Consider the following 20,077-nt stretch of genomic DNA (forward strand, 5'->3'; position numbering starts at 1 on the left):
TGTCCCATTGCGGACGTGGCGAGATATCCGGACGGCGCGCCGCATCGACGGAGCCCTCGGTGCGTGTGCGGACTGCTGTGGGCGAGATCGGGACACACGACGGAATTCGTTTGTCCACCGCAGACGGATTTCAGTCCGCACACATCGAATGAATATGTTCGCGTGGTTCTGTTCGGGATAGTAACCGCGCCCGCTTTATATGGAATACCGGTGCCATCGTCCAAGTGGGAGATGACGACCAATGTTCGACACTACTCGACGCCGGACGCTCGAATGGCTGGGGATCGGCGGCGCGGCCTCGCTCGCGGGGTGTTCGGGCGCCCCGACCGCTGAGACGGTCGAAGAGACCCAGGCGGCGACCGAACAGGCGACCTCGACGCCGAAGCCGACCGACGTCGACCGCGTCGCGGCGGATCCGACCGACATCCCGGGCCCGATCTCGCGCTCGGAGCCGGAGCACCACGACGTCACGCTGACCGTCGAGGAGGTCACCGCCGAGATCGAGGAGGGCGTGACGTTCTCCTTCATGACCTTCGACGGGCAGATCCCGGGGCCGATGATCCGCGTGCGCCAGGGCGATACGGTCTCGTTCACGATGGAGAACGCCCCCGAGAACGCGATGGGGCACAACGTCGACTTCCACGCGGTCTACGGGACCGGCGGCGGCAACATCGCCACCACCGCCGCGCCGGGCGAGGAGAACTCGATGGAGTTCAAGGCGATGTACCCCGGCGCCTACATCTACCACTGCGCCGTCGCGAACCTCGATTACCACATCTCCAGCGGGATGTTCGGGATGATCGTGGTCGAGCCCAAAGGGGGCCTGCCGGAGGTCGACCGGGAGTTCTACCTCGGGCAACACGAGATCTACACCGACAAGGCGGTCGGCGAGACGGGCCACCACGGCTTCAGTATGGAGAACATGGCCAACGAGCAGCCGACCTACGTGGTCTTCAACGGCGAGAAGTACCCGTTCACGCCCGACAAGTACGGCACCCTCACCGCGGAGCAGGGCGAGAAGGTCCGGGTGTTCCTCGTCGATGGCGGCCCGAACTACTCGTCGAACTTCCATCCGATCGGGAACGTCTGGTCGAAGGGCTACCGCGACGGTTCCCTAGAGCCGCCGGTCGAAAAACACCTCCAGACCGCGAAGGTCCCGCCGGGCAGCTGTTTCGTCGGCGAGATGGAGACTCCCGTCCCCGAGCGCATCAAGCTCGTCGACCACGCGCTCTCGCGCGTCGCCCGCCGCGGGCTCCTCGCGGAGATCGACGTCGAGGGCGACAAGCGGCCCGAGGTCTTCGACCCGAGCCCGGACACGCCCGCGAGTGAGGACGAGGAAGGGCCGATCTACTAACCCATCTTTCTCCGCCTCGGGTGCGCTTCGCGCACCACTCGGCGCAAAAAGCTGGACCGAAAAGCGTCCGACTCCGCCGCCTTCGGCGGCTCCGTCGGTGACCCGCTCGCTCGCGGATTTCGGGACGGCCTCTCTCATAGTGATTACTCTCGTCTCTTACCGCCGAACGCCACCCCCGGTAACGTCGTTCGGCGGTAAACAGTGAGAGCAATCACTATCAGAGTTCGACCTGAGCGTCGCTGAGAAGCTCCTGCTTGGCCCGTTTGGCCTCGGGTCCTTCGGCGACGAGACCGGGCGTGGCCGGGGCGTCGTCGAACCGATCCCGGTCCGGTCGGAGCGAGTCAAGCACCTCTTTGAACACCGGTCCCCGCCGCCCGGTCACGTGAACGAAGCCGCCGTACCGGCGCTCCGCGAACGGGGTCGCGTCGGGGTCCGGGAACGCCTCGTAGATGCAGTCGACGGCCTCGCGGATGTACTCGGCGGCTCGGTGCTGTGAGTGCTGACAGTCGCCGTAGAGCTGTTGGCGATGGCTGTCGTCGAGGTCGGCGTCGACGTGTGTGGCTGATTCGTATCGAACCCCCTCGCTGATCTCGCCGGAGAGGAAGCTGAGGTTCACGGTGACGCTGTCGGGGTAGCGCAGGATGACCAGAAAGAAAATCTGCTCGTCGACCGTGTAGCGCTCCTGAAGCCGGTAGTAACACTCCAGGTAGTACACCGCGAGCGCCCCGATCCAGTCGTCGCGCTCCCCGTCGACGTACGCGGTGGCGACGTCGTAGTAGTCCTCGCCGGCGACCTGGTGCAGGCGGTACTCGAAGCTCCGCTGCATCTCCTGGAGTTCGTCCTCGTACACCTCCGTGAGGGGAACGTCCGGGTCGTCCAGCAGTTCGCTCTTCCGCTCGCCGGCGGCCGCGATGCGCGACATATTCTCGTGGAGGTCCCGCTCGGCCTCCACGTCCGGGAGCGGAATCCGAACGGCCTGCTGGCGCAGGATCTCTTTCCCCGAATCGAATCGCGCGCGCCGTTCGGTCACACCGCTCGATAGACCGAGCGGCCGCATAACGGTTCACATTCGTCCGCCTCGTTCGCGTCGCCGGGCCGGAGCCGATCGACGAATCCGCGATCAGTCGGCGCCCGCGCGGCCGCTCGGCATCGCGCCCTCGTACCCGTCGGGGACGTACGCACACAGCGGGTCGCTCTCCAGCGGATCGCCGGTGTGGGCGAAAGCCCGCGAGCGACTCCCTCCGCAGATGTGGCGGAACTCGCAGGCGCCGCACTTCCCGCGGAGCGCGTCGGGATCGCGGAGCGACCGGAAGAGGTCGCTCTCGCGGTAGCGCTCGACGAGGCTGTCCGACCGGACGTTTCCGGCCGACTGCGGGAGGAACCCGGAGGGGTAGATGTCGCCGGTGTGGCTGACGAAGGCGAAGCCGTCGCCGGCGGTGATGCCGAGCCGGCGGCCGATCCCGTCGTCGCCGGGCGCGTCGCTGGCGTCGCGCTTGCGCTGGATGGCGACCCGGCGGTAGTGCGGCGCCTCGGTCGTCTTCACGCCGAACGGCGCCGACTCGCTCACCTCCGAGAGCCACGCCATCGTCTCTTCGGCGCGCTCCGGCGACACCGGATCCAGCACGCGGCCGCGACCGACGGGGACGAGGAAGAACACCGACCACAGCACTGCGCCGAGATCCGCGACCAGATCGCGGATGCTTTCCAGCTCGTCGACGGTCGCGGCGCAGACGGTGGTGTTGATCTGGAGCGGGACGCCGGCCTCCTGCGCGGCGCGGGCGGCCGCGACGGTCTGGGCGAAGCTCCCGGACTCCCCTCGGAAGTCGTCGTGGGCCTCGGCCGAGGCCCCGTCGATGCTCAGCGCGAGGCGCTCGATGCCCGCGTCGGCGAGGTCCGCGACGACGTCCGGCGTGAGCGAGTTCGTCCCGCTGGGCGTCAGCGTCATCCGAAGTCCGCGGTCGGTCCCGTACTCGACCAGTTCGAGGAGGTCCGAGCGCGCCAGCGGGTCGCCGCCGGAGAGGACGACGAGCTGGCCGTCGCCGAACGAGCGGGCCTCGTCGAGGAGGCGCTTGCCCTCCTCGGTGGTGAGCTCGTCGGGGTGGCGCTCCGGCCGGGCGTCCGCGCGGCAGTGATCGCACGCGAGGTCGCACGCCTGGGTCACCTCCCAGACGAGGACGAACGGCCGCCGGCTGGTGTCGATCGCGCTCGGGTCCGGCGGCCCTCCCGGTTGGCCGCCGCGCTCCCCTCGCTCGGGTGCGACACCGTCGGGGCGACCGCGGGATCCGCGCTCCGATGCGGCGTTCGGACCGTGGGACGGCGAGTCCGTGTCGGGCATAGGCGATCGTTCGATCCCGTCCCCCCAGGATCACACGCCGAACATCTTCGACCGACGGACCGAGGCCGGCGTGAGCGAACATCTTCGGCGTCGGATACCTACTCCGGCGGATCGAAACGTGGAGTATGCACCCCGAAACACACCTCGCGGAGTTCGACGCGCCGAGCGACCGGGCGATCGACTTCCTCGACGCGCGCGATCTGCCGCCGCCAGAGCCGCTCCAGGAGACGATGACGCGGCTCGCGGACCTCGACGGCGAGACGGTGTTCGTCCAACTGAACGACCGGGTGCCGCAGTTCCTGTTCCCGAAGCTCGACGAGCAGGGCGTCGCCTACGAGACGAAAGAGACCGACGACGGGGTCCTCACCGCGATCTGGGACCCCGACGAGGAGTAGCGGTCACCGGGTTTCGGCGCTCTTCGCCAGGACCAACAGCGCGGTGCTCGGCTCGTCGGCGACCGGCGAGATCTGCTGGTCGCCGTCGAACCGGGCGACGTCGCCCGCCTTCAGGGCGTGTGTCTCGCCGCCGAGCTCCAGCCGCAGCGCGCCCTCGAGGAGGTACAAAACGATCTCGCGGTCGGGATGGTCGTGCGGCGGGACGCGCTCGCCGGCGTCGAGGCTGAGTTTGACCGTCTTCGGCTCGCGGTCGGGGAAGACGTTCGCGTGCGGAGCGGCGTCCAGGTCGGGGAGGTGTTCGATTCGGGTCATCGGTCGGACTCCTCTTCGAGGGTCGGTTCGAACTCGTCGGCCGCGAGGCCGCGGCGGACCGGCTCGTGTTCCGCGTCGGTCGGCGGCGGCGCGGTGACGAGCAGCGCCTCCAGTCGCTCGTCGGCGGCGGCGCGGATCCCGCGGCGCGTCCCGGCCTCGATCGCGACGGCGTCGCCGGGGCCGACCGCGTGGGCCGTCTCGCCCTCGCGGACGGTGCCGCGCCCGGCCCGGACGTCGACGACGACGTCGCTGTCGGGCGCGTGGACCGGGATGTACTGGCCGGGCTCGAAGCGCGCGACGACGGCCTTCGCCGAGTCGCCGCGGAACGCCTCGGCCGCGTCGAAGCGCTCCTCGCGGTATCCGCCGGTGGCCTCGAAGTCGATTCGTGGCATCGGTCGGGAGAAGACGGTCTCGACCGATCGGTCTTTGCGCGAACATCTTCGTGTCGGGCCGCGCTGTGACGGGACATGTCACGGCGGACCGCACCGGGACGGTGGGGGCTACTCGGCGACGTAGGAGCGGTGCTCGCCGCGCGTGCGCTGATCGACGAACTGGTACCGCGTGGCGTCGCCGAACTCGCCGGCTGAGGAATCCTCGCCGTCCCAGTCGTACACCTCGTCGGCGCCGTAGCAGTCGTGGCTCGTGAAGAGCGTGACGAGCTCGCGGGGCAGCGACTCGCCCGCTTCGAGGTCGACGACGACGAGCCGGTCGGTGAAGCTCTTCGCCAGGAAGGCGTCGGCGACCGCCTCGTGTTGGCGCGCGCGCTCGACGAGTCGTTCCAGTTCGGCTTCCCGGTCGGTCATCACCGGAAGGAAGCGTGGCAGCGGCCTAACCCTGTCCGCGAACATATTCGCGCTCAGACACACGGGCTCACAGACGCTACCGACGCGTATGGGCGCGATCCCCGCCGACATCGAGACCGACACGCAGCCCCCGATGACGGTCCCCCTGCGGCACTTCGTCGTCGCGCTGGGGTTCCTGCTCGCGGGGGTCGTCCTCGGCGTGCTCGCGCCGCTGGGCGTCGCTCCCGGCCGGGCGACCCTCGCGCACGTCCACCTCCTGCTCGCCGGGTGGGTCTGCGTGACGATTATGGGCGCGATGACGCAGTTCGTCCCGGTGTGGTCGGGGACGGCGATCCACTCCGAGCGGCTCGCCGCGGCCCAGCTGTGGGGCGTCGGCGTCGGGCTCGCGGGGTTCGCGGGCAGTCTCCTCGTGAGCGCGTACCCCTGGCTGCCCGCGTTCGGAGCGGTCCTCTTGGCGGGCTTCTGGGTCTTCGTCTACAACCTCGGCCGGACGCTCCTGGGCGTGCGGCCGTGGGACGTCACCGAGCGGCACTTCGCGCTCGCGCTGGGCTTTCTCGTCGCCGTCACCGGCCTGGGACTGGCGCTCGCGGTCGGGTACGTCCGCCCGGTCTTCGCGGACGTGCCGGTCGTCCGGGGCGACGTGCGGGCCGCGCACGCGACGCTCGCGGTCTTCGGCGTCGTGTTGACGACGGTCTTCGGCGCGCTGTACCAGCTCGCGACGATGTTCACGCAGTCGGACCTCGACCGGCTGGACGCCCCGCTGCGGACCGTCGAGGAGGTCGGGTATCCGATCGGCGTGGTCGCGCTGGCCGGCGGGCGGCTCCTCGGGAGCCCGCTCGTGGGACGGCTCGGGGCGCTCCTGGTCGTCGCCGGCGTCGTCGCGATGGCGGTGATCCTGGGTCGCCGGCTCCGGCAGCGGACGGTCGAGTGGACGCCGATGCTCCGCCGCTACGGCGTGGCCGCGGCGGCGATGCTGCTGTGGGCCGTCCCGACCGCGCGGGCGTGGCTCCTCGCACCGCTCGACCCCGCCCACACGTTCGGCGCGCCCGCGGGCGTGCATCTCCTGCTGTTCGGCGTCGTCGGGTTCGTCGTCGCGGGGACGCTGTACCACGTCGTGCCGTTCATCGTCTGGGTCCACCGGTACAGCGACCGCCTCGGCTTCGAGGCCGTGCCGATGATCGACGACCTCTACGACGCCCGCCTCGCGCGTGTCGATCTCGCGGCGCTCGTCGCGGGCGCGGCGGCGCTGACGCTCGCGGAGTCGGGCGTGTTTGCGGCCCAGGCGGTCCCGTGGGCCGGGATGGGCATCGAGACCGGAACCGCGGCGGCGACGCTGTTCGGCGGCGTCGCGAGCGGCGTCGGGTTCGCGGGCTTCGCCGCGAACCTCGTCGGCGTCGTGCGCGAGCACGGGACCAAGTCGCTCGCGGGGCTCCTGCTTCCCGCGCTCGATCGCTCGGACGGGCCGGCTCAGTCGCGGCCAGTCGAGGAGCGGCCCGAGAACTGATATTTTCTCACGAGTCGCGATCGACTCCGGGCTCTGAGAGGCATCTGCGACTGAATCTTCCCGTTCGGTCGACCGGGAGCGACCTCGTCCGTCAGCCATCCTCCCACGCTTCACGCCGCCGCTGGTACTCCGGGTCGGACTCCACTCGGTCCAGGTACTCCCGATACACCTGCGAGATCCGGTACTTCTCCTCGTCGTACCACTGCTGGGGCTCGCGTTCGGTCCCGTCGTCGTCGTACTTCCGTCCGCCCGGGTACTTCGCGTACCGGAGGCTCCGCGTCCAGCCCATCTGGAGGTACTTCCGCGCCATATCCATCCCGACGAACTCCTCGCGCGCCTTGTACTCCCGAAACCGCTCGTAGATGGCTTCGGCTCCCTCCTCGGCGTCTTCGAGCGTTTTGATCCCCCACAGCGGCAGGAGTTCGTCCTTGTACGGCTGGACCTTGAACGCCCCCTCTTCGCCGCGGCCGATCTCGTACTCCTCGGGGTGCTCGCGGAAGTCGACGTCGTACTCGGGACCGTCGCTCATCGGTGCTGGCGAGCCGTAGGCGTCCTCGCCTGTTGACTCCACCGGCCGATTTCGGGTTCCTCTACCCTTTTATTCGCCGCGTCGAGAACGGGTGGTATGGCGGAGCGAATCAGGCTCGGGGCCGACGTCGGGGGGACCTTCACCGACGTGGTGCTGGCGACGGGCGACGAGCTCGTGACGGCGAAGGTCCCGAGCACCGAGGATCAGAGCGTCGGCGTCGTCGAGGGCGTCCGCAAGGCCTGCGACGCCGCGGGCGTCGATCCGGCCGACGTCGAGGAGTTCACCCACGCGATGACCGTCTCGGTCAACGCCCTCTTAGAGCGGGCGGGCGCGAAGACCGCGCTGGTCACGACCGAGGGCTTCCGCGACGTCCTGGAGATCGGGCGGCAGGACCGGCCCTCACTGTACGACCTCTCGGCGACGCGGCCCGAGCCGCTGGTCCCGCGGCGGCGACGCTTCGAGGTCGGAGAGCGCGCGGCGCCCGACGGCGTGACCGACCCGATCGAGGAGCACGAAGTGCGCGAGGTCGCCGCGCGGATCCGCGAGTGCGACGCCGAGAGCGTCGCCGTCTCGCTGTTGCACGCCTACGCGGATTCCGAAAACGAGGAGCGCGTCGTCGAGGTGCTGGAGGAGGAACTCGACGTCCCCGTCTCGGCCTCCCACGAGGTGCTCGCGGAGTTCCGCGAGTACGAGCGGACCTCCACCACCGTCGTCGACGCGTACGTGACGCCGGCGATCGACCGCTACCTCGGCCGGCTCGCCGAGCGCGCGGCCGACGCCGGACTCCCCGCGCCCCTCGTGATGCAGGCCAACGGCGGGATCGCGTCGGTCGAGACGGTGCGGGAGCACGCGGTCACGACGGCGATGTCGGGGCCGGCCGCCGGCGTGGTGGGCGCGAACGCCGCCGCGGGCGGCGTCCCCGACGAGCGCGGGCTGCGCGGCCTCGTCACGTTCGACATGGGCGGGACCTCCAGCGACGTGAGCCTGGTCCGCGACGGCGAGGCCGAACGCACCACCGACGCGGCGATCAACGGCCAGCCGATCCGGACGCCGATGGTCGACGTCACCACCGTCGGCGCGGGCGGCGGGTCGATCGCGTGGGTCGACGAGGGCGGCGCGCTCCGGGTGGGGCCGCGCTCGGCCGGCGCGGAGCCGGGCCCCGCCTGCTACGGCAAGGGCGGCACCGAGCCGACCGTCACTGACGCCAACCTCGTGCTCGGCTACATCGGCGAATCGACGGCGCTCGGCGGCGAACTCTCGCTCGACGCCGACGCCGCACACGACGCGCTCGCCGGGCTGGCAGAGGAGGCGGGACTCGCGGGCCCCGCCGCGGCCGCCCGCGGCGTCTACCGCGTCGCCAACGCGAATATGGCGCGGGCGATCCGCTCGGCGACGGTCGAGCGCGGCCACGACCCCCGGGAGTTCGGGCTCGTCGCGTTCGGCGGCGCCGGCCCGATGCACGCCGTCGCGCTCGCGGACGACCTCGGGATCGGAACGGTCGTCGTCCCGCTCACCTGCGGGGTGCTGTCCGCCTACGGCCTCCTCTCCGCCGACGAACAGCACGACGCCGTCCGGACTCACCGCGCGTCGCTCTCGGAGGTCGATCCCGAAGCGATCGAAGACCGATTCGCGGATCTCGAAGCCGCGGTCCTCGCGGACGCCCGCGACCCCGAGGCGGCGACCGTGCGGCGCCGCGCGGACCTCCGGTACGCCGGCCAGAGCTTCGAGCTCACCGTCGACGTCGGTGACGCCTTCGACCCCGAGTCGGTCCGGGAGCGGTTCCACGCGGCCCACACATCGACGTACGGCTACCGGATGGACGACCCCGTCGACCTCGTGAATCTCCGCGTCGCGGCGACCGCGGCGCGACCCGCGCCGCCGACGCGGTACGCGGCCGACGGCGAGGGCGCTCCCACCGAGACGCGGGAGGCCCGATTCGGCGACGGCGAGCGCTACGAGACGCCGGTGTACGACCGATCGGGGCTCGCGCCCGGGACGACCCTTGGCGGGCCGGCGGTGATCGAACAGGCCGAGAGCACCGCGGTCGTGCCGCCGGCGTGGGACGGGCGCGTCCGCGACGACGGCGCGCTGGTGCTCACCGAAGCGGACGACGCGGAGGCCGACCGATGAGCAGAGAGGAAGACGGAAACGCGGTCGATCCGGTGACCCTGGAGATCCTCCGGAACCGGCTGGAGGGGATCGCCGAGGAGATGGGCGAGGTGCTCATCCGCGGGGCGTACTCGCCGAACATCAAGGAACGCCAGGACTGCTCGACAGCGCTGTTCGACAGCGAGGGCCGGATGGTCGCCCAGGCCGAGCACATCCCGGTGCATCTGGGCGCGATGCCGCGCGCGGTCGAGGCCGTGATGGCGAAGGGCCCCGAGCCGGGCGACGTCTGGGCGCTGAACGACCCCTTCGAGGGCGGGACCCACCTCCCGGACGTCACGCTCGTCTCGCCGATCGCGCCCGACGTCGCGGGACGGCCCGAGAGCGGCGGGGAAATCGTCGGCTACGCGGTCTCGCGGGCGCACCACGCCGACGTCGGCGGGGCGACGCCGGGGAGTATGCCGGCTGGCGCGCGCGAGATCTACGAGGAGGGCCTGCGCATTCCCGGCGTCAGGCTCGTCCGCGACGGCGACCTCGTCGACGACGTCTTCGCGCTCCTCCTGGCGAACGTGCGCACGCCCGACGAGCGCCGCGCGGACGTCCGCGCCCAGCTCGCCGCGCACGAGCGCGCCGAGGACCGACTCGGGGATCTCCTGGCGCGCTCCGGGGATGTCGTCCGCGACGCCTTCGACGCCGTGATCGAGTACTCCCGCGATCGCATCGAGGCCGAACTCGACTCGATCCCCGACGGCGTCTACACCGCGCGCGACGTCCTGGAGGGCGACGGGACGGGCCCGGACCGCGACGTCGCGATCGAGGTGACCGTCACCGTCGACGGCGCGACCCTCAACGTCGACTTCGCGGGGACCGAAGAGCAGGTCCCCGGCAACGTGAACGCGCCGCTGTCGGTCGCCGAGAGCGCCGTGTACTTCGTCGTGCGCTGTCTGACCGACCCCGAGATCCCGCCGAATCAGGGGTGTTACGATCCCGTCTCCGTGTCGGCGCCCGAGGGCTCGCTCCTGAATCCGACCTCGCCCGCGGCAGTCGTCGGCGGCAACGTCGAGACCAGCCAGCGCGTCACAGACGTCGTGTTCGCGGCGCTCGCGGAGGCCGTTCCGGACCGCGCGCCGGCCCAGGGCCAGGGCACGATGAACAACCTCATCGTCGGCTCCCGCGAGGGCGGCTTCACGTACTACGAGACGATCGGCGGCGGCGCGGGCGCGACCCCGACGACCGACGGCATCGACGGCGTCCAGGTGGGGATGACAAACACCTTGAACACGCCCGTCGAGGTCCTGGAGGCCGAGTACCCGCTCTACGTCGAGCGCTACGCCCTCCGGCCGGGCACGGGCGGCGACGGCGCCCGCCGCGGCGGCCTCGGCCTCGAACGCGTGCTCACCGTCGAGCGCGACGCCACCGTCTCGCTCCTGACCGAACGGCGCCGCCACCGGCCCTCGGGCGTCGCCGGCGGCGGACCGGGCGCGCTCGGCGAAAATCTGGTCGACGGCGAGCCCGTGCCGGCGAAGACGACCGTCGACGTCGAAGCCGGGACGACGGTCACGGTTCGGACGCCCGGCGGCGGCGGACACGGCGATCCGGCCGACCGCGACCCCGACGCGCGCGAGGCGGATCGCCGCGACGGGAAGGCCGAGACCGAGACCGAGGAGTGACCACCGGGACCGAGCACCGCCGGAGCACGCTCGCCGGCACACCAACCCGAATACTCCGCCAGTCCGTCGAAGCGAGGCCGACACTCGTCCGGGGCGGCAACCGTTTTGGTCCCGCCGCGACACCCCCCGGTATGGATCTCGGACTCGACGGCAACGCCGCACTGGTGACGGCATCGAGCAGCGGCCTGGGGAAGGCCTCGGCGCGGGCGCTCGCCGCCGAAGGCGCGAACGTCGTGCTCAACGGCCGCGACGGGGACCGACTGTCGGAGGCGGTCGAAGACGTCCGCGCGGACGCCGCCGCGGACGCGACGGTCCTCGGCCACGCCGCCGACATCACTGACCCCGACGCGGTCGAAGAGCTGGTCGAGCGCCCGGTCGAGGAGTTCGGCCGGCTCGACCACCTCGTGACCTCCGCGGGCGGCCCCCCGGCGAAGCCCTTCCTGGAGACCTCAGACGAGGAGTGGTACGAGGCCTTCGACCTGCTGGTGATGAGCGTCGTCCGCACCGTTCGCGCGGCCGCGCCCCACCTCGCGGCCGACGGCGGCGGGACGGTCGTGACGATCGCCTCGGTGAGCGTCAAGGAGGCCGTCGACGACCTCGTGCTCTCGAACGCCGTCCGCGCGGGCGTGATCGGCCTGGAAAAGACGCTCTCGAAGGAACTCGCCCCGGAGATCCGGGCGAACGCCGTCCTCCCGGGAACTCACGAGACGCCGCGCGTCGAGACGCTGATCGAGAAGGGCGTCGAGTCGGGGAAGTACGACTCCTACGAGGCGGGGTTGGACGAGTGGGGCGGCGACATCCCGGCCGGCCGCATCGGCGAGCCGATGGACCTCGGGCGCGTGGTCGCGTTCCTCTCCTCGCCGCAGTCGTCGTACGTCTCCGGGACGGCGCTACCGATCGACGGCGGCGAGAGCTCGTCGAATCTGTAGTTTAGGCCGGAGTTCCCGCGTCGACGACGCCGACGAATCGGAACCCACGTTACGGTGGCCCCTCGACGTCGAGACGTGACCGAAGCGACGGCGACGACGGAGTCGGCGACCGAGATGACGGCCTACGCCCGGCGGATGCTCTACACCGTCTCACTGGGCTGGGCACTCCTCCAGACCGGGCGGTTTCTCCTCTCGCCGCTCCTGCCGACGATCATCCGCGACCTCGGGATCACGGAGGCGACTGCGGGGATCGCGCTGGCCATCTTCCAGGGCTCCTACGCGCTCGTCCAGTACCCGAGCGGCGAGTACTCCGACCGCTGGAACCGGACGACGCTGATCGTCCCCGGGCTCGTCGTCCTCGCGGTCGGCTTCGCGCTCTTCGGCCTCGCGCAGGGCATCGTGCTGTTCGTCGTCGCCTCCACGGTCGTCGGCGTCGGCAAGGGCCTGTTCGCCATCCCCTCGCGGGCGCTGCTCTCGGATCTCTTCACCGCGAACCGCGGGCGCGCCCTGGGGATCTACGCCGCCGGCACCGACATCGGCGGGCTGGTCTCCTCCGGCGTCGCCGTGCTCGCGCTGACGTACTTCACCTGGCGGACGCCGTTCTTCCCGGTCGCGATCGCGCTCGCCGTCGTCACCGTCGTCTACGCCACCGCGACGCGGGAGGGCTACCGCGTCGGGAGCGCGTCGCTGGACCTCGGCGGGACCGTCGGCCGACTCGTCCAGAGCACCCAGCAGCGGCGGACGCTCGTGGCGTTCACGCTGTTTTACTTCATGGTCGGCGGCTTCATCAACTTCGCACCCACCTACCTCGCGCAGGCGAAGGGCTTCAGCGAGAGCCTCGCCGGGCTGAGCTTCGGGATCGTCTTCGCGGTCGGCTTCGCCGTCAAGCCGGCCGCGGGCACTCTCGGCGACCGCTTCTCCCGGCGGGGGATCGCCGTCGCCGGCCTCCTGATCGCCGCGGCCGCGCTCGGAGGACTGCTCGTGGTCTCGACGAACCTCGCGATCTGGGTCGCGATCGGCGTGCTGGCGCTCGGCTACAAGACGGGCTTTCCCCTGGCGGACGCGATCATCATCGACGGCGCGCCCGACGACGGGATGGGCGCCGACCTCGGCGCGGCCAGGGCGCTGTTCCTGAGCGCGAACGCGCTCGGCCCGGCGTACGTCGGCGTCGTCGCCACCTACGCGAGCTACGACCTCGCCTTCGTCGGCTTCATCGCCTGCCTCGTCGTCGCGGCGGCGCTCTTGGTCGTGAGCGACTGATCGTGATTGCTCTCGTCTCGTCCCGCGGAATGCCGTCACCGCGGGGGTAGCGTTCGGCGGGAGACAGTGAGAGTAATCACTATGAGCGGAAGGGGACCTACCGCGTCGGCTCGGGCGCGCGCCAGGCCAGGCCGACGCCGACGACGGCGAGCGCGCCCGCGAGCAGGAACGCGAGGTCGAAGCCGAACCGGGAGACGACGGCGCCGCCCGCGATCGGCGAGAGGAACGCGCCGGCGAGGCCGACGCTCGTCTGGAACGCCACCGCGGTCGCGGCGACGCGCTCTGTGACCACCTCGCGGACGTACGTGAACGACAGCCCGAGCGTGAGCTGGATGGCGAACCCCGAGAGCAGCAAGGCGCCGACGAGGAGCGGCACCGACCCGAGGCGGGTGAAGACCAACACGAGCGGCGCCGCGAGCCCGAACGAGCCGAGGAGCACCGGCTGTCGCTGCCCGCCGAAGACGACGTCCGAGAGGAGCCCGCTGCTCACCCGCGAGAGCACGCCGACCGCGGGGAACAGCGACACCAGCAGTCCGCTGAGCGCCAGCGAGAGGCCGATCTCCTGATTCAGGTACGACGAGCCCCAGCTGTTCATAAACAGGTACAGCGCGTAGCTGAGAAAGCCGAGGACGCCGAGGTGCCAGACCGTCGGATTCCGCAGGACGGTTCCGAACTCCCGCAGCGACGGCGCGTCGCCGCGGGCGGCCCCGAGCCCGCGGCTCGACGGCCAAAAGAGCACGAGCCCCAGGAGCGCGACGCCGGTGAACGCCGGGAAGATCGCCGGCCAGCCGAACCGCGCCGCGATCACGGGCCCGGTCGCCTGCCCGACCGCGAAGCCGACGGGGCCGCTCGCGGTGAAGATCCCCACGGCCGTCGCGCGGATGTCCGGGCTCACGGCCCGACTGACGATGTCGATGCCGGCGTTCCAGACGACGACGTACGCCAGCCCGCCGACCGCCCGGGAGGCGATCACCGACCGGTAGGAGCCGCCGCGCGCCGCGATCCACCCCCAGACGCCCGCGACGAACAGCGCCAGCACCGCCAGCGCCATCACGCGCCGCGAGTCCGTCCGGTCGAGCACGACCCCCGCGGGGAGGCTCCCGACGACGGCGGTCCCGAACATCACGCCCACTAATAGCCCCGCGACGGTCGGGCCGATCCCGAGCGACTCCCGGATGAGCGGCGTCACGCTCGCCGGCACGATCTCGTAGGCCGCCAGGCTCACCGAGATGAGCCCCGCACCGGCCAGGAGTCCGTAGGTGCGCAGTTCCCACCCCGACTGCCGCGTCGCTGGCGACTCCGCCGGGTCGCGCGCTTCGGGTGGCGTGGTCATCGTCCCGACGTGCCGCCCGCCGGATATAGAAGGCAGCGATGTGACCGCAGTCCCGGAGATCCCGGACCGTGTGACGCCCTCTCGATCGTACGCTTTTGTACTCGCGCGCCCTACTGGCTGGCGATGGAACTCGTCTCCGTCGCTGCCCTCGCCGAGAACCGCGTGATCGGACGGAACGGCGAACTCCCTTGGGAGAGCATCCCCGCCGACAAGCGCCAGTACCGCGCCCGCGTCGCCGGCGCGCCGGTGATCCTCGGCCGCCGGACCTTCGAGTCGATGCTGGAGGATCTCCCCGGCAGCCACCAGATCGTCCTGAGCCGCAGCGAGCGCGACTTCGCGGTCCCGACCGCGTTCCGCGCGGGCGACGTCGACGACGCGGTCGCGATCGCCGAGGGCCTCGGCGCCGGGCGCGCGTACGTCCTCGGCGGCGCCGGCATCTACGACCTCTTCCAGCCGCACGTCGACCGGATGGTCCTCAGCCGCGTCCCCGGCGAGTACGACGGCGACGCGTGGTATCCCGAGTGGGACGCAGACGAGTGGGAGCTGGTGTCGCGGTCGGACGAACCGGGGTTCACGCTCGAAGAGTGGGTGCGGCGAGCGGCGTCGTAACGCCGCGTCAGGTACATACGAATCCGGGCCCAATTCGGAGTGATGACGACCGAAACGGCCACGTTCGGCGGCGGGTGCTTCTGGTGTACCGAGGCGGCGATGAAGGTCCTCGACGGCGTCAGCGCCGTCACCTCGGGCTACGCCGGCGGCGACGTCCAAAACCCCACCTACCGGCAGGTCTGCTCAGGGTCGACCGGCCACGCCGAGGTCGTCCAGGTCGAGTACGATCCCGAGGCGATCGGCTACGATCAGTTGCTGGAGGTGTTCTTCGCGACCCACGATCCCACGCAACTGAACCGCCAGGGCCCCGACGTCGGCACGCAGTACCGCTCGATCGTGCTCTACCACGACGACGAGCAGCGCCGGCAGGCCGAGGCGTACGTCGAGGCGCTCGATGCGGAGTACGACGACGACGTCGTGACCGAGATCGAGCCCTTAGAGCGCTTCTGGGCGGCCGAAGAATATCACCAGGACTACTTCGAGAAGAACCCCTCGGACGCCTACTGCCGGATGCACGCCCAGCCGAAGGTCGAGAAGGTGCGCGAGAAGTTCGCGGAACTGCTCGACGCCGAGGCCGCGACTTCGGACTGAGTCCGCGCCCGCGCCGGGGCCGCCGCGCGAACGCAGGCGGCGCTCACGCTTTCGGCAGGCGGATCCGGACGCTGTTGCCGCCGCGGTCGCTCTCATCGAAGAGCAATTCGCCGCCGTAGCTCTCGGCGACCCACTTCGCCAGCCACAGCCCCAGCCCGCTGCCGTGGTGGGTCTGTGTGGCCTCCAGATCCCCGGTGAGGATGTCGCGTTCGTCGGCCGGGATCTTCGGCGCGTCGTCCTCGACACGGATCTCCGCCCAGCCGGGGTCGAAGCGCAGGACCGACACGCGGACGAACGGTTCGGGCGCGGGGTTGTGCTCGATCGCGTTTTCGACGAGGCTGTTGACGGCCGAACTGAGGTGGCCGTTGCCGCGGACCCGCAGCTGGTCGGGCAGCTCGGCCGCGATGGTGGCCGACGGCGCCCGCTTGCGGTGGTCGTCGACGATGCGGTGGACGAGCGGCACGCTGTCGACCACGTTGGCGTCGTCGGTGGCCGACAGGACCGCGTCGATCTCGCCCGCCTCCCGCGACAGCGACGCCAGATTGTCGGCGGCGCGCTCGATCGTCGCCGCCGCGCCGGTCGTCTGCCCGGACCCCTCGGGGAGCTGATCCAGGAGGCGAGCGGTGTGGCCGAGGATGACGTTCGCCTCGTTGCGGAGGTTGTGTCGGAGCACCCGATTCAGGACCTGGAGGCGGTGTTGCTGTCGGACGAGGTCCGTGATGTCGGTGTAGACGGCGAAGCCGTCGATCGGCCGGTCGTCGCGTGCGTAGGGGATGCCGCGATAGAGGAACTCCCGGAGCCCGGTTTCGGTCTCGCGTTTCACCCGCTGGTAGTTGACCTCGCCCGTGCCCGTCTGCTCGTCGAGCCGCTCGGCCTCGTCGAGGAGCCACTCGGGGACGATCCAGTCGTTGAGGGAATCGCCGCAGATCGCCGCGGTGGCGTATCCGAAGATGTCCGCGAACGCCCGATTGACGTCCCGTACGATCGGTTCGCCGTCCACCAGCTCGAACTTGACGACCGCGTCCTGGACGTGTTCGATGAGGTGTTCGTAGGGGTCGTGGGCGACCGCGTCCGGCTCCCGGGGCTCCATCTATAGACGCCCAATTCGCGCTGTTCAGAATATATGTTTCGGAAGAGAATCAAATTTGATTTCAGCGTGTGAACTATTATTCGATACAATAGCCCTCATTCAGGAATTTCTGAGGAAAAATATCGAAAGATATGATCAGAGATCCGATCGTCCGCCGCGACGCCTACTCCTCGGAGAGCCGCCCGGGGGCCCACTCGCCGTCGAAGTCCTCGTGGAGGTACGGCCGGGCGCCCTCGCCGCTGTACGTCGCGACGAGCTGGCCGTCGCCCTCCAGGTGGTACTTGTACGTCGTCAGCCCGTCGAGGCCGACGGGCCCGCGTGCATGGGTCTTGCCCGTGCTGATGCCGACCTCCGCGCCGAGGCCGAAGCGGTAGCCGTCGGCGAAGCGGGTCGAGGCGTTGTGGAAGACGGAGGCGGCGTCGACGCCCCGCATGAACTTCTCGGCGTGCTCGGCGGTCTCGGTGAGGATCGACTCGGTGTGCTTCGAGCCGTGGGCGTTGACGTGGCGGATCGCCGCCTCCAGGGAGTCGACGACCTTCACCGCGAGGACGAGATCGCCGTACTCTGTTGTCCAGTCCTCGTCGGTGGCGGCGTCCATCTCGGCGATCTCGCGGGCGCGCTCGTCGCCGCGGAGTTCGACGCCGGCCTCGCGGTAGCGGTCGGCCATCGCGGGCAGGAACTCCTCGGCGACGGACTCGTGGACGAGCAGCGTCTCGACGGCGTTGCAGACCGCGGGGTACTGGACCTTCGCGTCGAAGGCGACGTCCTCGGCCATCGAGAGGTCCGCGTCGGCGTCGACGTAGACGTGACAGACGCCCTCGGTGTGGCCCAGGACGGGGATCGAGGTGTTGTCCTGGACGTACTCGACGAACGCCGAGCTCCCGCGGGGCATCAGGAGGTCGACCGCGTCGTCCCGCTCCAGGAGTGTCGCGACGTCCTCGCGGGCCTCGATGAGCTGGGCCCATCCCTCGGGCACCTCCTGGGCGGCCTCGCAGATGATCTCGTAGAGGACGCGGTTCGATTCGGCCGCCTCGCTGCCGCCCTTGAGGATGACCGCGTTGCCCGACTTGAGGCTGAGCGCGGCGATCTGCACCAGGGCGTCGGGGCGGGACTCGAAGACCGTGCCGAGGACGCCGATCGGGACCGACAGCTTGTACAGCTCCAGGCCCTCGTCGAGGCGGCGGGCTTCGAGGGTCTTCCCGAGGGGGTCCTCCTGGCCGGCGACGCTGCGGACCATCTCGGCGATACTCTCCAGTTTCGATTCGGAGAGCTTCAGCCGGTCGACGAACGCCTGGGTGTACTCGCCGGCTTCGAGGAGCTTCTCGGCCTCCTCGACGTCGGCGGCGTTGGCTTCGAGGATCTCCTCGCTGTGGGCCTCGATGGCGTCGGCGATCGCGTGCAGCGCGTCGTTGCGCGTCTTCTCGTCGAGGTTCGCGAGGTCCAGCGCCGCGGACTGTGCTTGCGTGATCTTGGTTTCTGTGTCGGTCATCGGCTGTTGTGAGAAGGTAGTCGGCGGACGGTCAATACCTGTTACGCTATCGTAGCGTTCGCACGTCTTCACTCACTCGATCACACGCTGGCGTGCGATCGGATGAGAAATCAGGTGCGAACGCTACGATATTCGCGGGCTATCTGTGGCTACTCGGGATCCTCGTGGCCGTTGATCGGCGTGAAGATGGTGCCGACCGCCTGCGCGGTCGCGACCTTCTCCAAGACGTCGGGCTCTGTCGAGCGCGCGATGATCGCCGGGATGCCGTGCTCGCTGACCCGGCGGGCGCCGCTCACCTTCGTCCGGATCCCGCCGAAGGAGCCGCTGGCGCTCGATTCGATGATGCGCTCGACCTCGTCGTAGTTCCGGCCGACGGCCTCGATCAGCTCCGCGTCGGCGTCGCGCTTTGGATTCCCGGTGTAGACGCCGTCGACGTCGGTGAGCGTCACGAGCAGATCGGCCCCGACGCCGATGGCGATCGACGAGGAGATCATATCGTTGTCGCCGATCCGGATCTCCTCGGTCGCGACGGCGTCGTTCTCGTTGACGATGGGGACGACGCCCCAGTCGAGCAGCGTCTCGACGGTGTTCTTGAAGTTCGTGAAGCGCTCGGGGTTCTCCAGGTCGTGTTCGGTCACGAGGATCTGGGCGACCGTGACGCCGTAGCGCTCGAAGCTCTCGGTGTAGCGCCGCATCAGGTGGCTCTGGCCGATCGTCGACAGCGCCTGGGACTCCTCGACGGTGTCGTCGCTGGCGAAGCCGGCGCGGCCCTTCCCGGCGCCGATCGCGCCCGAGGACACGAGGATGACCTCCTTGTCGCGCTCGATCAGGTCCGCGACATCGTCGACGAGCTTGTCGAGCTTCCCGTCGTCGAGATTCGAGGTCTCGTCGGTCAGGGAGTTGGTGCCGGCCTTGACGACGACACGGCCGGCCTCGGCCGCGAGCGTGCGGGCCCGGTCGATCTCCGCGTCCGCGACCGCGCCGCTCATTGCTCTCCGCCTTCGGCGTCGTCGGCCAGCTCCTCCGAGCGGCGCCGCGCGGCGGTCAGCGCGTCGCCGACGACTTCCTCGACGTCGCTGTTCCACAGCACGTCCATCCCCTCGATGGTGGTGCCGCCGGGCGAACAGACCGCGTCGATCAGCGTCTCGACGTCCCGATCGGAGCGGAGCACCGTCTCGGCCGCGCCCTTGAACGTCTGGGCCGCCAGCACCTCGGCGTTGTCGGGAGCGAGCCCCTCGTCGACGGCGCGGTCGGCCATCGCGCCCAGGAGGTAGAACACGAAGGCCGGGCCGCTGCCGTTGAGCGCCGTGGCGACGTGCATCAGGTCCTCGTCGATCACGACGTACTCGCCGAGGTCGTCGAGCATCTGCGCGACGTGTTCGTTCGGCTCGTCCCACGCGACCGCCGCGGCCATATTCCGCGTCTCGGCCGCGAGGTTCGGCATCACGCGGACGACCTCCGCGTCGGTCTCGGCGGAGACGACGGCCCGGGAGACGCCGGCCGCGATGGTGAGAAGCGTCCGGTCAGCGTCGAGTTCGAGGTCCTCCAAGACGAGCGGCACGATGTCGGGCTTGACCGCGAGCACGACGACGTCCGAATCCCGCACGTCGTCGAGGTCGGTGGTCGTCCGGTCGGCGTGCTGTTCGATCGCCTCGAAGGCCTCGGGGTCCACGTCGTAGGCCGTGATCCGGTAGCCGCCGGCCTCGGCGAGCCCCGTGATCAGGGCGCTCCCCATATTCCCGCAGCCGATGACGCTGACGTCGATCAT

Annotated in this window: 20 protein-coding genes; 9 read left to right on the forward strand and 11 right to left on the reverse strand. The window is 70.3% G+C overall.

All coding sequences use genetic code 11. The features are described from left to right. Positions 1–241 precede the first annotated feature (241 nt). On the forward strand, positions 242–1,354 hold the full coding sequence (nirK, locus tag OS889_RS12540) for a copper-containing nitrite reductase (RefSeq protein ID WP_372390216.1): 1,113 nt from the start codon (positions 242–244) through the stop codon (positions 1,352–1,354). Between the two features lie 217 nt (positions 1,355–1,571). Here the strand turns inward: nirK and OS889_RS12545 are convergent, their stop codons facing one another. Next, positions 1,572–2,384, reverse strand: a complete 813-nt coding sequence (locus OS889_RS12545; protein WP_372390217.1) for an HVO_2248 family motility-related protein — start codon at positions 2,382–2,384, stop codon at positions 1,572–1,574. Positions 2,385–2,474: 90 nt separating this feature from the next. Next, a complete protein-coding gene (locus OS889_RS12550; protein ID WP_372390218.1) occupies positions 2,475–3,689 on the reverse strand; it encodes a TIGR04053 family radical SAM/SPASM domain-containing protein in 1,215 nt (404 codons plus the stop codon). Between the two features lie 125 nt (positions 3,690–3,814). Here OS889_RS12550 and OS889_RS12555 point away from each other — a divergent pair, with 125 nt between their 5' ends. Then, positions 3,815–4,084 carry a DUF2249 domain-containing protein gene (locus OS889_RS12555; protein WP_372390219.1) on the forward strand — a complete coding sequence of 90 codons (270 nt, stop codon included), beginning with the start codon at positions 3,815–3,817 and terminating at the stop codon, positions 4,082–4,084. A 3-nt stretch (positions 4,085–4,087) separates the two neighbouring features. On the opposite strand, the gene OS889_RS12560 is transcribed toward OS889_RS12555, so the two are convergent. The 3 genes from OS889_RS12560 to OS889_RS12570 all read right to left on the reverse strand — a co-directional run bounded on the left by OS889_RS12560 (position 4,088) and on the right by OS889_RS12570 (position 5,199). Continuing rightward, entirely contained in the window at positions 4,088–4,396 is a 309-nt protein-coding gene (locus tag OS889_RS12560; RefSeq protein ID WP_372390220.1) for a cupin domain-containing protein, read from the reverse strand. After that, positions 4,393–4,788 (reverse strand): cupin domain-containing protein, encoded by a 396-nt coding sequence (locus OS889_RS12565; RefSeq protein ID WP_372390222.1) that lies wholly within the window; start codon positions 4,786–4,788, stop codon positions 4,393–4,395. The genes OS889_RS12560 and OS889_RS12565 overlap by 4 nt, the downstream gene beginning before the upstream one ends. A 108-nt stretch (positions 4,789–4,896) precedes the next feature. After that, complete coding sequence (locus OS889_RS12570; RefSeq protein WP_372390223.1) at positions 4,897–5,199, reverse strand: hypothetical protein; 303 nt, start codon at positions 5,197–5,199, stop codon at positions 4,897–4,899. Between the two features lie 88 nt (positions 5,200–5,287). Between OS889_RS12570 and OS889_RS12575 the strand changes: the two genes are divergently transcribed. Then, the gene (locus tag OS889_RS12575; protein WP_372390224.1) at positions 5,288–6,703 is read left to right on the forward strand and encodes a hypothetical protein; all 1,416 of its coding nucleotides are present in this window, start codon (positions 5,288–5,290) and stop codon (positions 6,701–6,703) included. A gap of 91 nt (positions 6,704–6,794) precedes the next feature. Here the strand turns inward: OS889_RS12575 and OS889_RS12580 are convergent, their stop codons facing one another. Beyond that, entirely contained in the window at positions 6,795–7,232 is a 438-nt protein-coding gene (locus OS889_RS12580; RefSeq protein WP_372391611.1) for a DUF4385 domain-containing protein, read from the reverse strand. Between the two features lie 96 nt (positions 7,233–7,328). Between OS889_RS12580 and OS889_RS12585 the strand changes: the two genes are divergently transcribed. The 4 genes from OS889_RS12585 (at position 7,329) to OS889_RS12600 (ending at position 13,197) form a co-directional block, all read left to right on the forward strand. After that, a complete protein-coding gene (locus OS889_RS12585; protein WP_372390225.1) occupies positions 7,329–9,362 on the forward strand; it encodes a hydantoinase/oxoprolinase family protein in 2,034 nt (677 codons plus the stop codon). Further along, complete coding sequence (locus tag OS889_RS12590) at positions 9,359–11,008, forward strand: hydantoinase B/oxoprolinase family protein (protein WP_372390227.1); 1,650 nt, start codon at positions 9,359–9,361, stop codon at positions 11,006–11,008. The genes OS889_RS12585 and OS889_RS12590 overlap by 4 nt, the downstream gene beginning before the upstream one ends. Before the next feature lie 131 nt (positions 11,009–11,139). Continuing rightward, positions 11,140–11,937, forward strand: a complete 798-nt coding sequence (locus OS889_RS12595; RefSeq protein WP_372390228.1) for an SDR family oxidoreductase — start codon at positions 11,140–11,142, stop codon at positions 11,935–11,937. A gap of 135 nt (positions 11,938–12,072) precedes the next feature. Beyond that, positions 12,073–13,197 carry an MFS transporter gene (locus OS889_RS12600; RefSeq protein ID WP_372391613.1) on the forward strand — a complete coding sequence of 375 codons (1,125 nt, stop codon included), beginning with the start codon at positions 12,073–12,075 and terminating at the stop codon, positions 13,195–13,197. A 97-nt stretch (positions 13,198–13,294) separates the two neighbouring features. On the opposite strand, the gene OS889_RS12605 is transcribed toward OS889_RS12600, so the two are convergent. After that, on the reverse strand, positions 13,295–14,530 hold the full coding sequence (locus tag OS889_RS12605) for an MFS transporter (RefSeq protein ID WP_372390229.1): 1,236 nt from the start codon (positions 14,528–14,530) through the stop codon (positions 13,295–13,297). 123 nt (positions 14,531–14,653) lie between these two features. On the opposite strand from OS889_RS12605, the gene OS889_RS12610 reads away from it, so the two are divergent. Both OS889_RS12610 and msrA read left to right on the forward strand, forming a co-directional pair. Beyond that, complete coding sequence (locus OS889_RS12610) at positions 14,654–15,139, forward strand: dihydrofolate reductase (RefSeq protein ID WP_372390230.1); 486 nt, start codon at positions 14,654–14,656, stop codon at positions 15,137–15,139. Between the two features lie 42 nt (positions 15,140–15,181). Continuing rightward, a complete protein-coding gene (msrA, locus tag OS889_RS12615; protein ID WP_372390231.1) occupies positions 15,182–15,730 on the forward strand; it encodes a peptide-methionine (S)-S-oxide reductase MsrA in 549 nt (182 codons plus the stop codon). Positions 15,731–15,773: 43 nt separating this feature from the next. Here msrA and OS889_RS12620 read toward each other — a convergent pair whose 3' ends face one another. The 4 genes from OS889_RS12620 to proC all read right to left on the reverse strand — a co-directional run bounded on the left by OS889_RS12620 (position 15,774) and on the right by proC (position 20,077). Continuing rightward, on the reverse strand, positions 15,774–16,820 hold the full coding sequence (locus tag OS889_RS12620) for a sensor histidine kinase (protein ID WP_372390233.1): 1,047 nt from the start codon (positions 16,818–16,820) through the stop codon (positions 15,774–15,776). Between the two features lie 163 nt (positions 16,821–16,983). Further along, positions 16,984–18,345 (reverse strand): glutamate-5-semialdehyde dehydrogenase, encoded by a 1,362-nt coding sequence (locus OS889_RS12625; RefSeq protein ID WP_372391615.1) that lies wholly within the window; start codon positions 18,343–18,345, stop codon positions 16,984–16,986. A 113-nt stretch (positions 18,346–18,458) separates the two neighbouring features. Continuing rightward, positions 18,459–19,298 (reverse strand): glutamate 5-kinase, encoded by an 840-nt coding sequence (proB, locus tag OS889_RS12630; protein WP_372390234.1) that lies wholly within the window; start codon positions 19,296–19,298, stop codon positions 18,459–18,461. After that, the gene (gene proC / locus OS889_RS12635; protein ID WP_372391617.1) at positions 19,295–20,077 is read right to left on the reverse strand and encodes a pyrroline-5-carboxylate reductase; all 783 of its coding nucleotides are present in this window, start codon (positions 20,075–20,077) and stop codon (positions 19,295–19,297) included. Before proC ends, proB begins: the two co-directional genes overlap by 4 nt.

The sequence above is a fragment of the Halobellus sp. MBLA0158 genome, from assembly GCF_041477585.1.
Taxonomy (GTDB): Archaea; Halobacteriota; Halobacteria; order Halobacteriales; family Haloferacaceae; genus Haloquadratum; species Haloquadratum rubicundus.

Coding starts and splice junctions, on each gene's coding strand:
- nirK (WP_372390216.1), top strand. CDS start 242: ATGTTCGACACTACTCGACGCCGGACGCTCGAATGGCTGGGGATCGGC.
- OS889_RS12550 (WP_372390218.1), bottom strand. CDS start 3,689: ATGCCCGACACGGACTCGCCGTCCCACGGTCCGAACGCCGCATCGGAG.
- OS889_RS12555 (WP_372390219.1), top strand. CDS start 3,815: ATGCACCCCGAAACACACCTCGCGGAGTTCGACGCGCCGAGCGACCGG.
- OS889_RS12560 (WP_372390220.1), bottom strand. CDS start 4,396: ATGACCCGAATCGAACACCTCCCCGACCTGGACGCCGCTCCGCACGCG.
- OS889_RS12565 (WP_372390222.1), bottom strand. CDS start 4,788: ATGCCACGAATCGACTTCGAGGCCACCGGCGGATACCGCGAGGAGCGC.
- OS889_RS12570 (WP_372390223.1), bottom strand. CDS start 5,199: ATGACCGACCGGGAAGCCGAACTGGAACGACTCGTCGAGCGCGCGCGC.
- OS889_RS12575 (WP_372390224.1), top strand. CDS start 5,288: ATGGGCGCGATCCCCGCCGACATCGAGACCGACACGCAGCCCCCGATG.
- OS889_RS12580 (WP_372391611.1), bottom strand. CDS start 7,232: ATGAGCGACGGTCCCGAGTACGACGTCGACTTCCGCGAGCACCCCGAG.
- OS889_RS12585 (WP_372390225.1), top strand. CDS start 7,329: ATGGCGGAGCGAATCAGGCTCGGGGCCGACGTCGGGGGGACCTTCACC.
- OS889_RS12590 (WP_372390227.1), top strand. CDS start 9,359: ATGAGCAGAGAGGAAGACGGAAACGCGGTCGATCCGGTGACCCTGGAG.
- OS889_RS12595 (WP_372390228.1), top strand. CDS start 11,140: ATGGATCTCGGACTCGACGGCAACGCCGCACTGGTGACGGCATCGAGC.
- OS889_RS12600 (WP_372391613.1), top strand. CDS start 12,073: ATGCTCTACACCGTCTCACTGGGCTGGGCACTCCTCCAGACCGGGCGG.
- OS889_RS12605 (WP_372390229.1), bottom strand. CDS start 14,530: ATGACCACGCCACCCGAAGCGCGCGACCCGGCGGAGTCGCCAGCGACG.
- OS889_RS12610 (WP_372390230.1), top strand. CDS start 14,654: ATGGAACTCGTCTCCGTCGCTGCCCTCGCCGAGAACCGCGTGATCGGA.
- msrA (WP_372390231.1), top strand. CDS start 15,182: ATGACGACCGAAACGGCCACGTTCGGCGGCGGGTGCTTCTGGTGTACC.
- OS889_RS12620 (WP_372390233.1), bottom strand. CDS start 16,820: ATGGAGCCCCGGGAGCCGGACGCGGTCGCCCACGACCCCTACGAACAC.
- proB (WP_372390234.1), bottom strand. CDS start 19,298: ATGAGCGGCGCGGTCGCGGACGCGGAGATCGACCGGGCCCGCACGCTC.
- proC (WP_372391617.1), bottom strand. CDS start 20,077: ATGATCGACGTCAGCGTCATCGGCTGCGGGAATATGGGGAGCGCCCTG.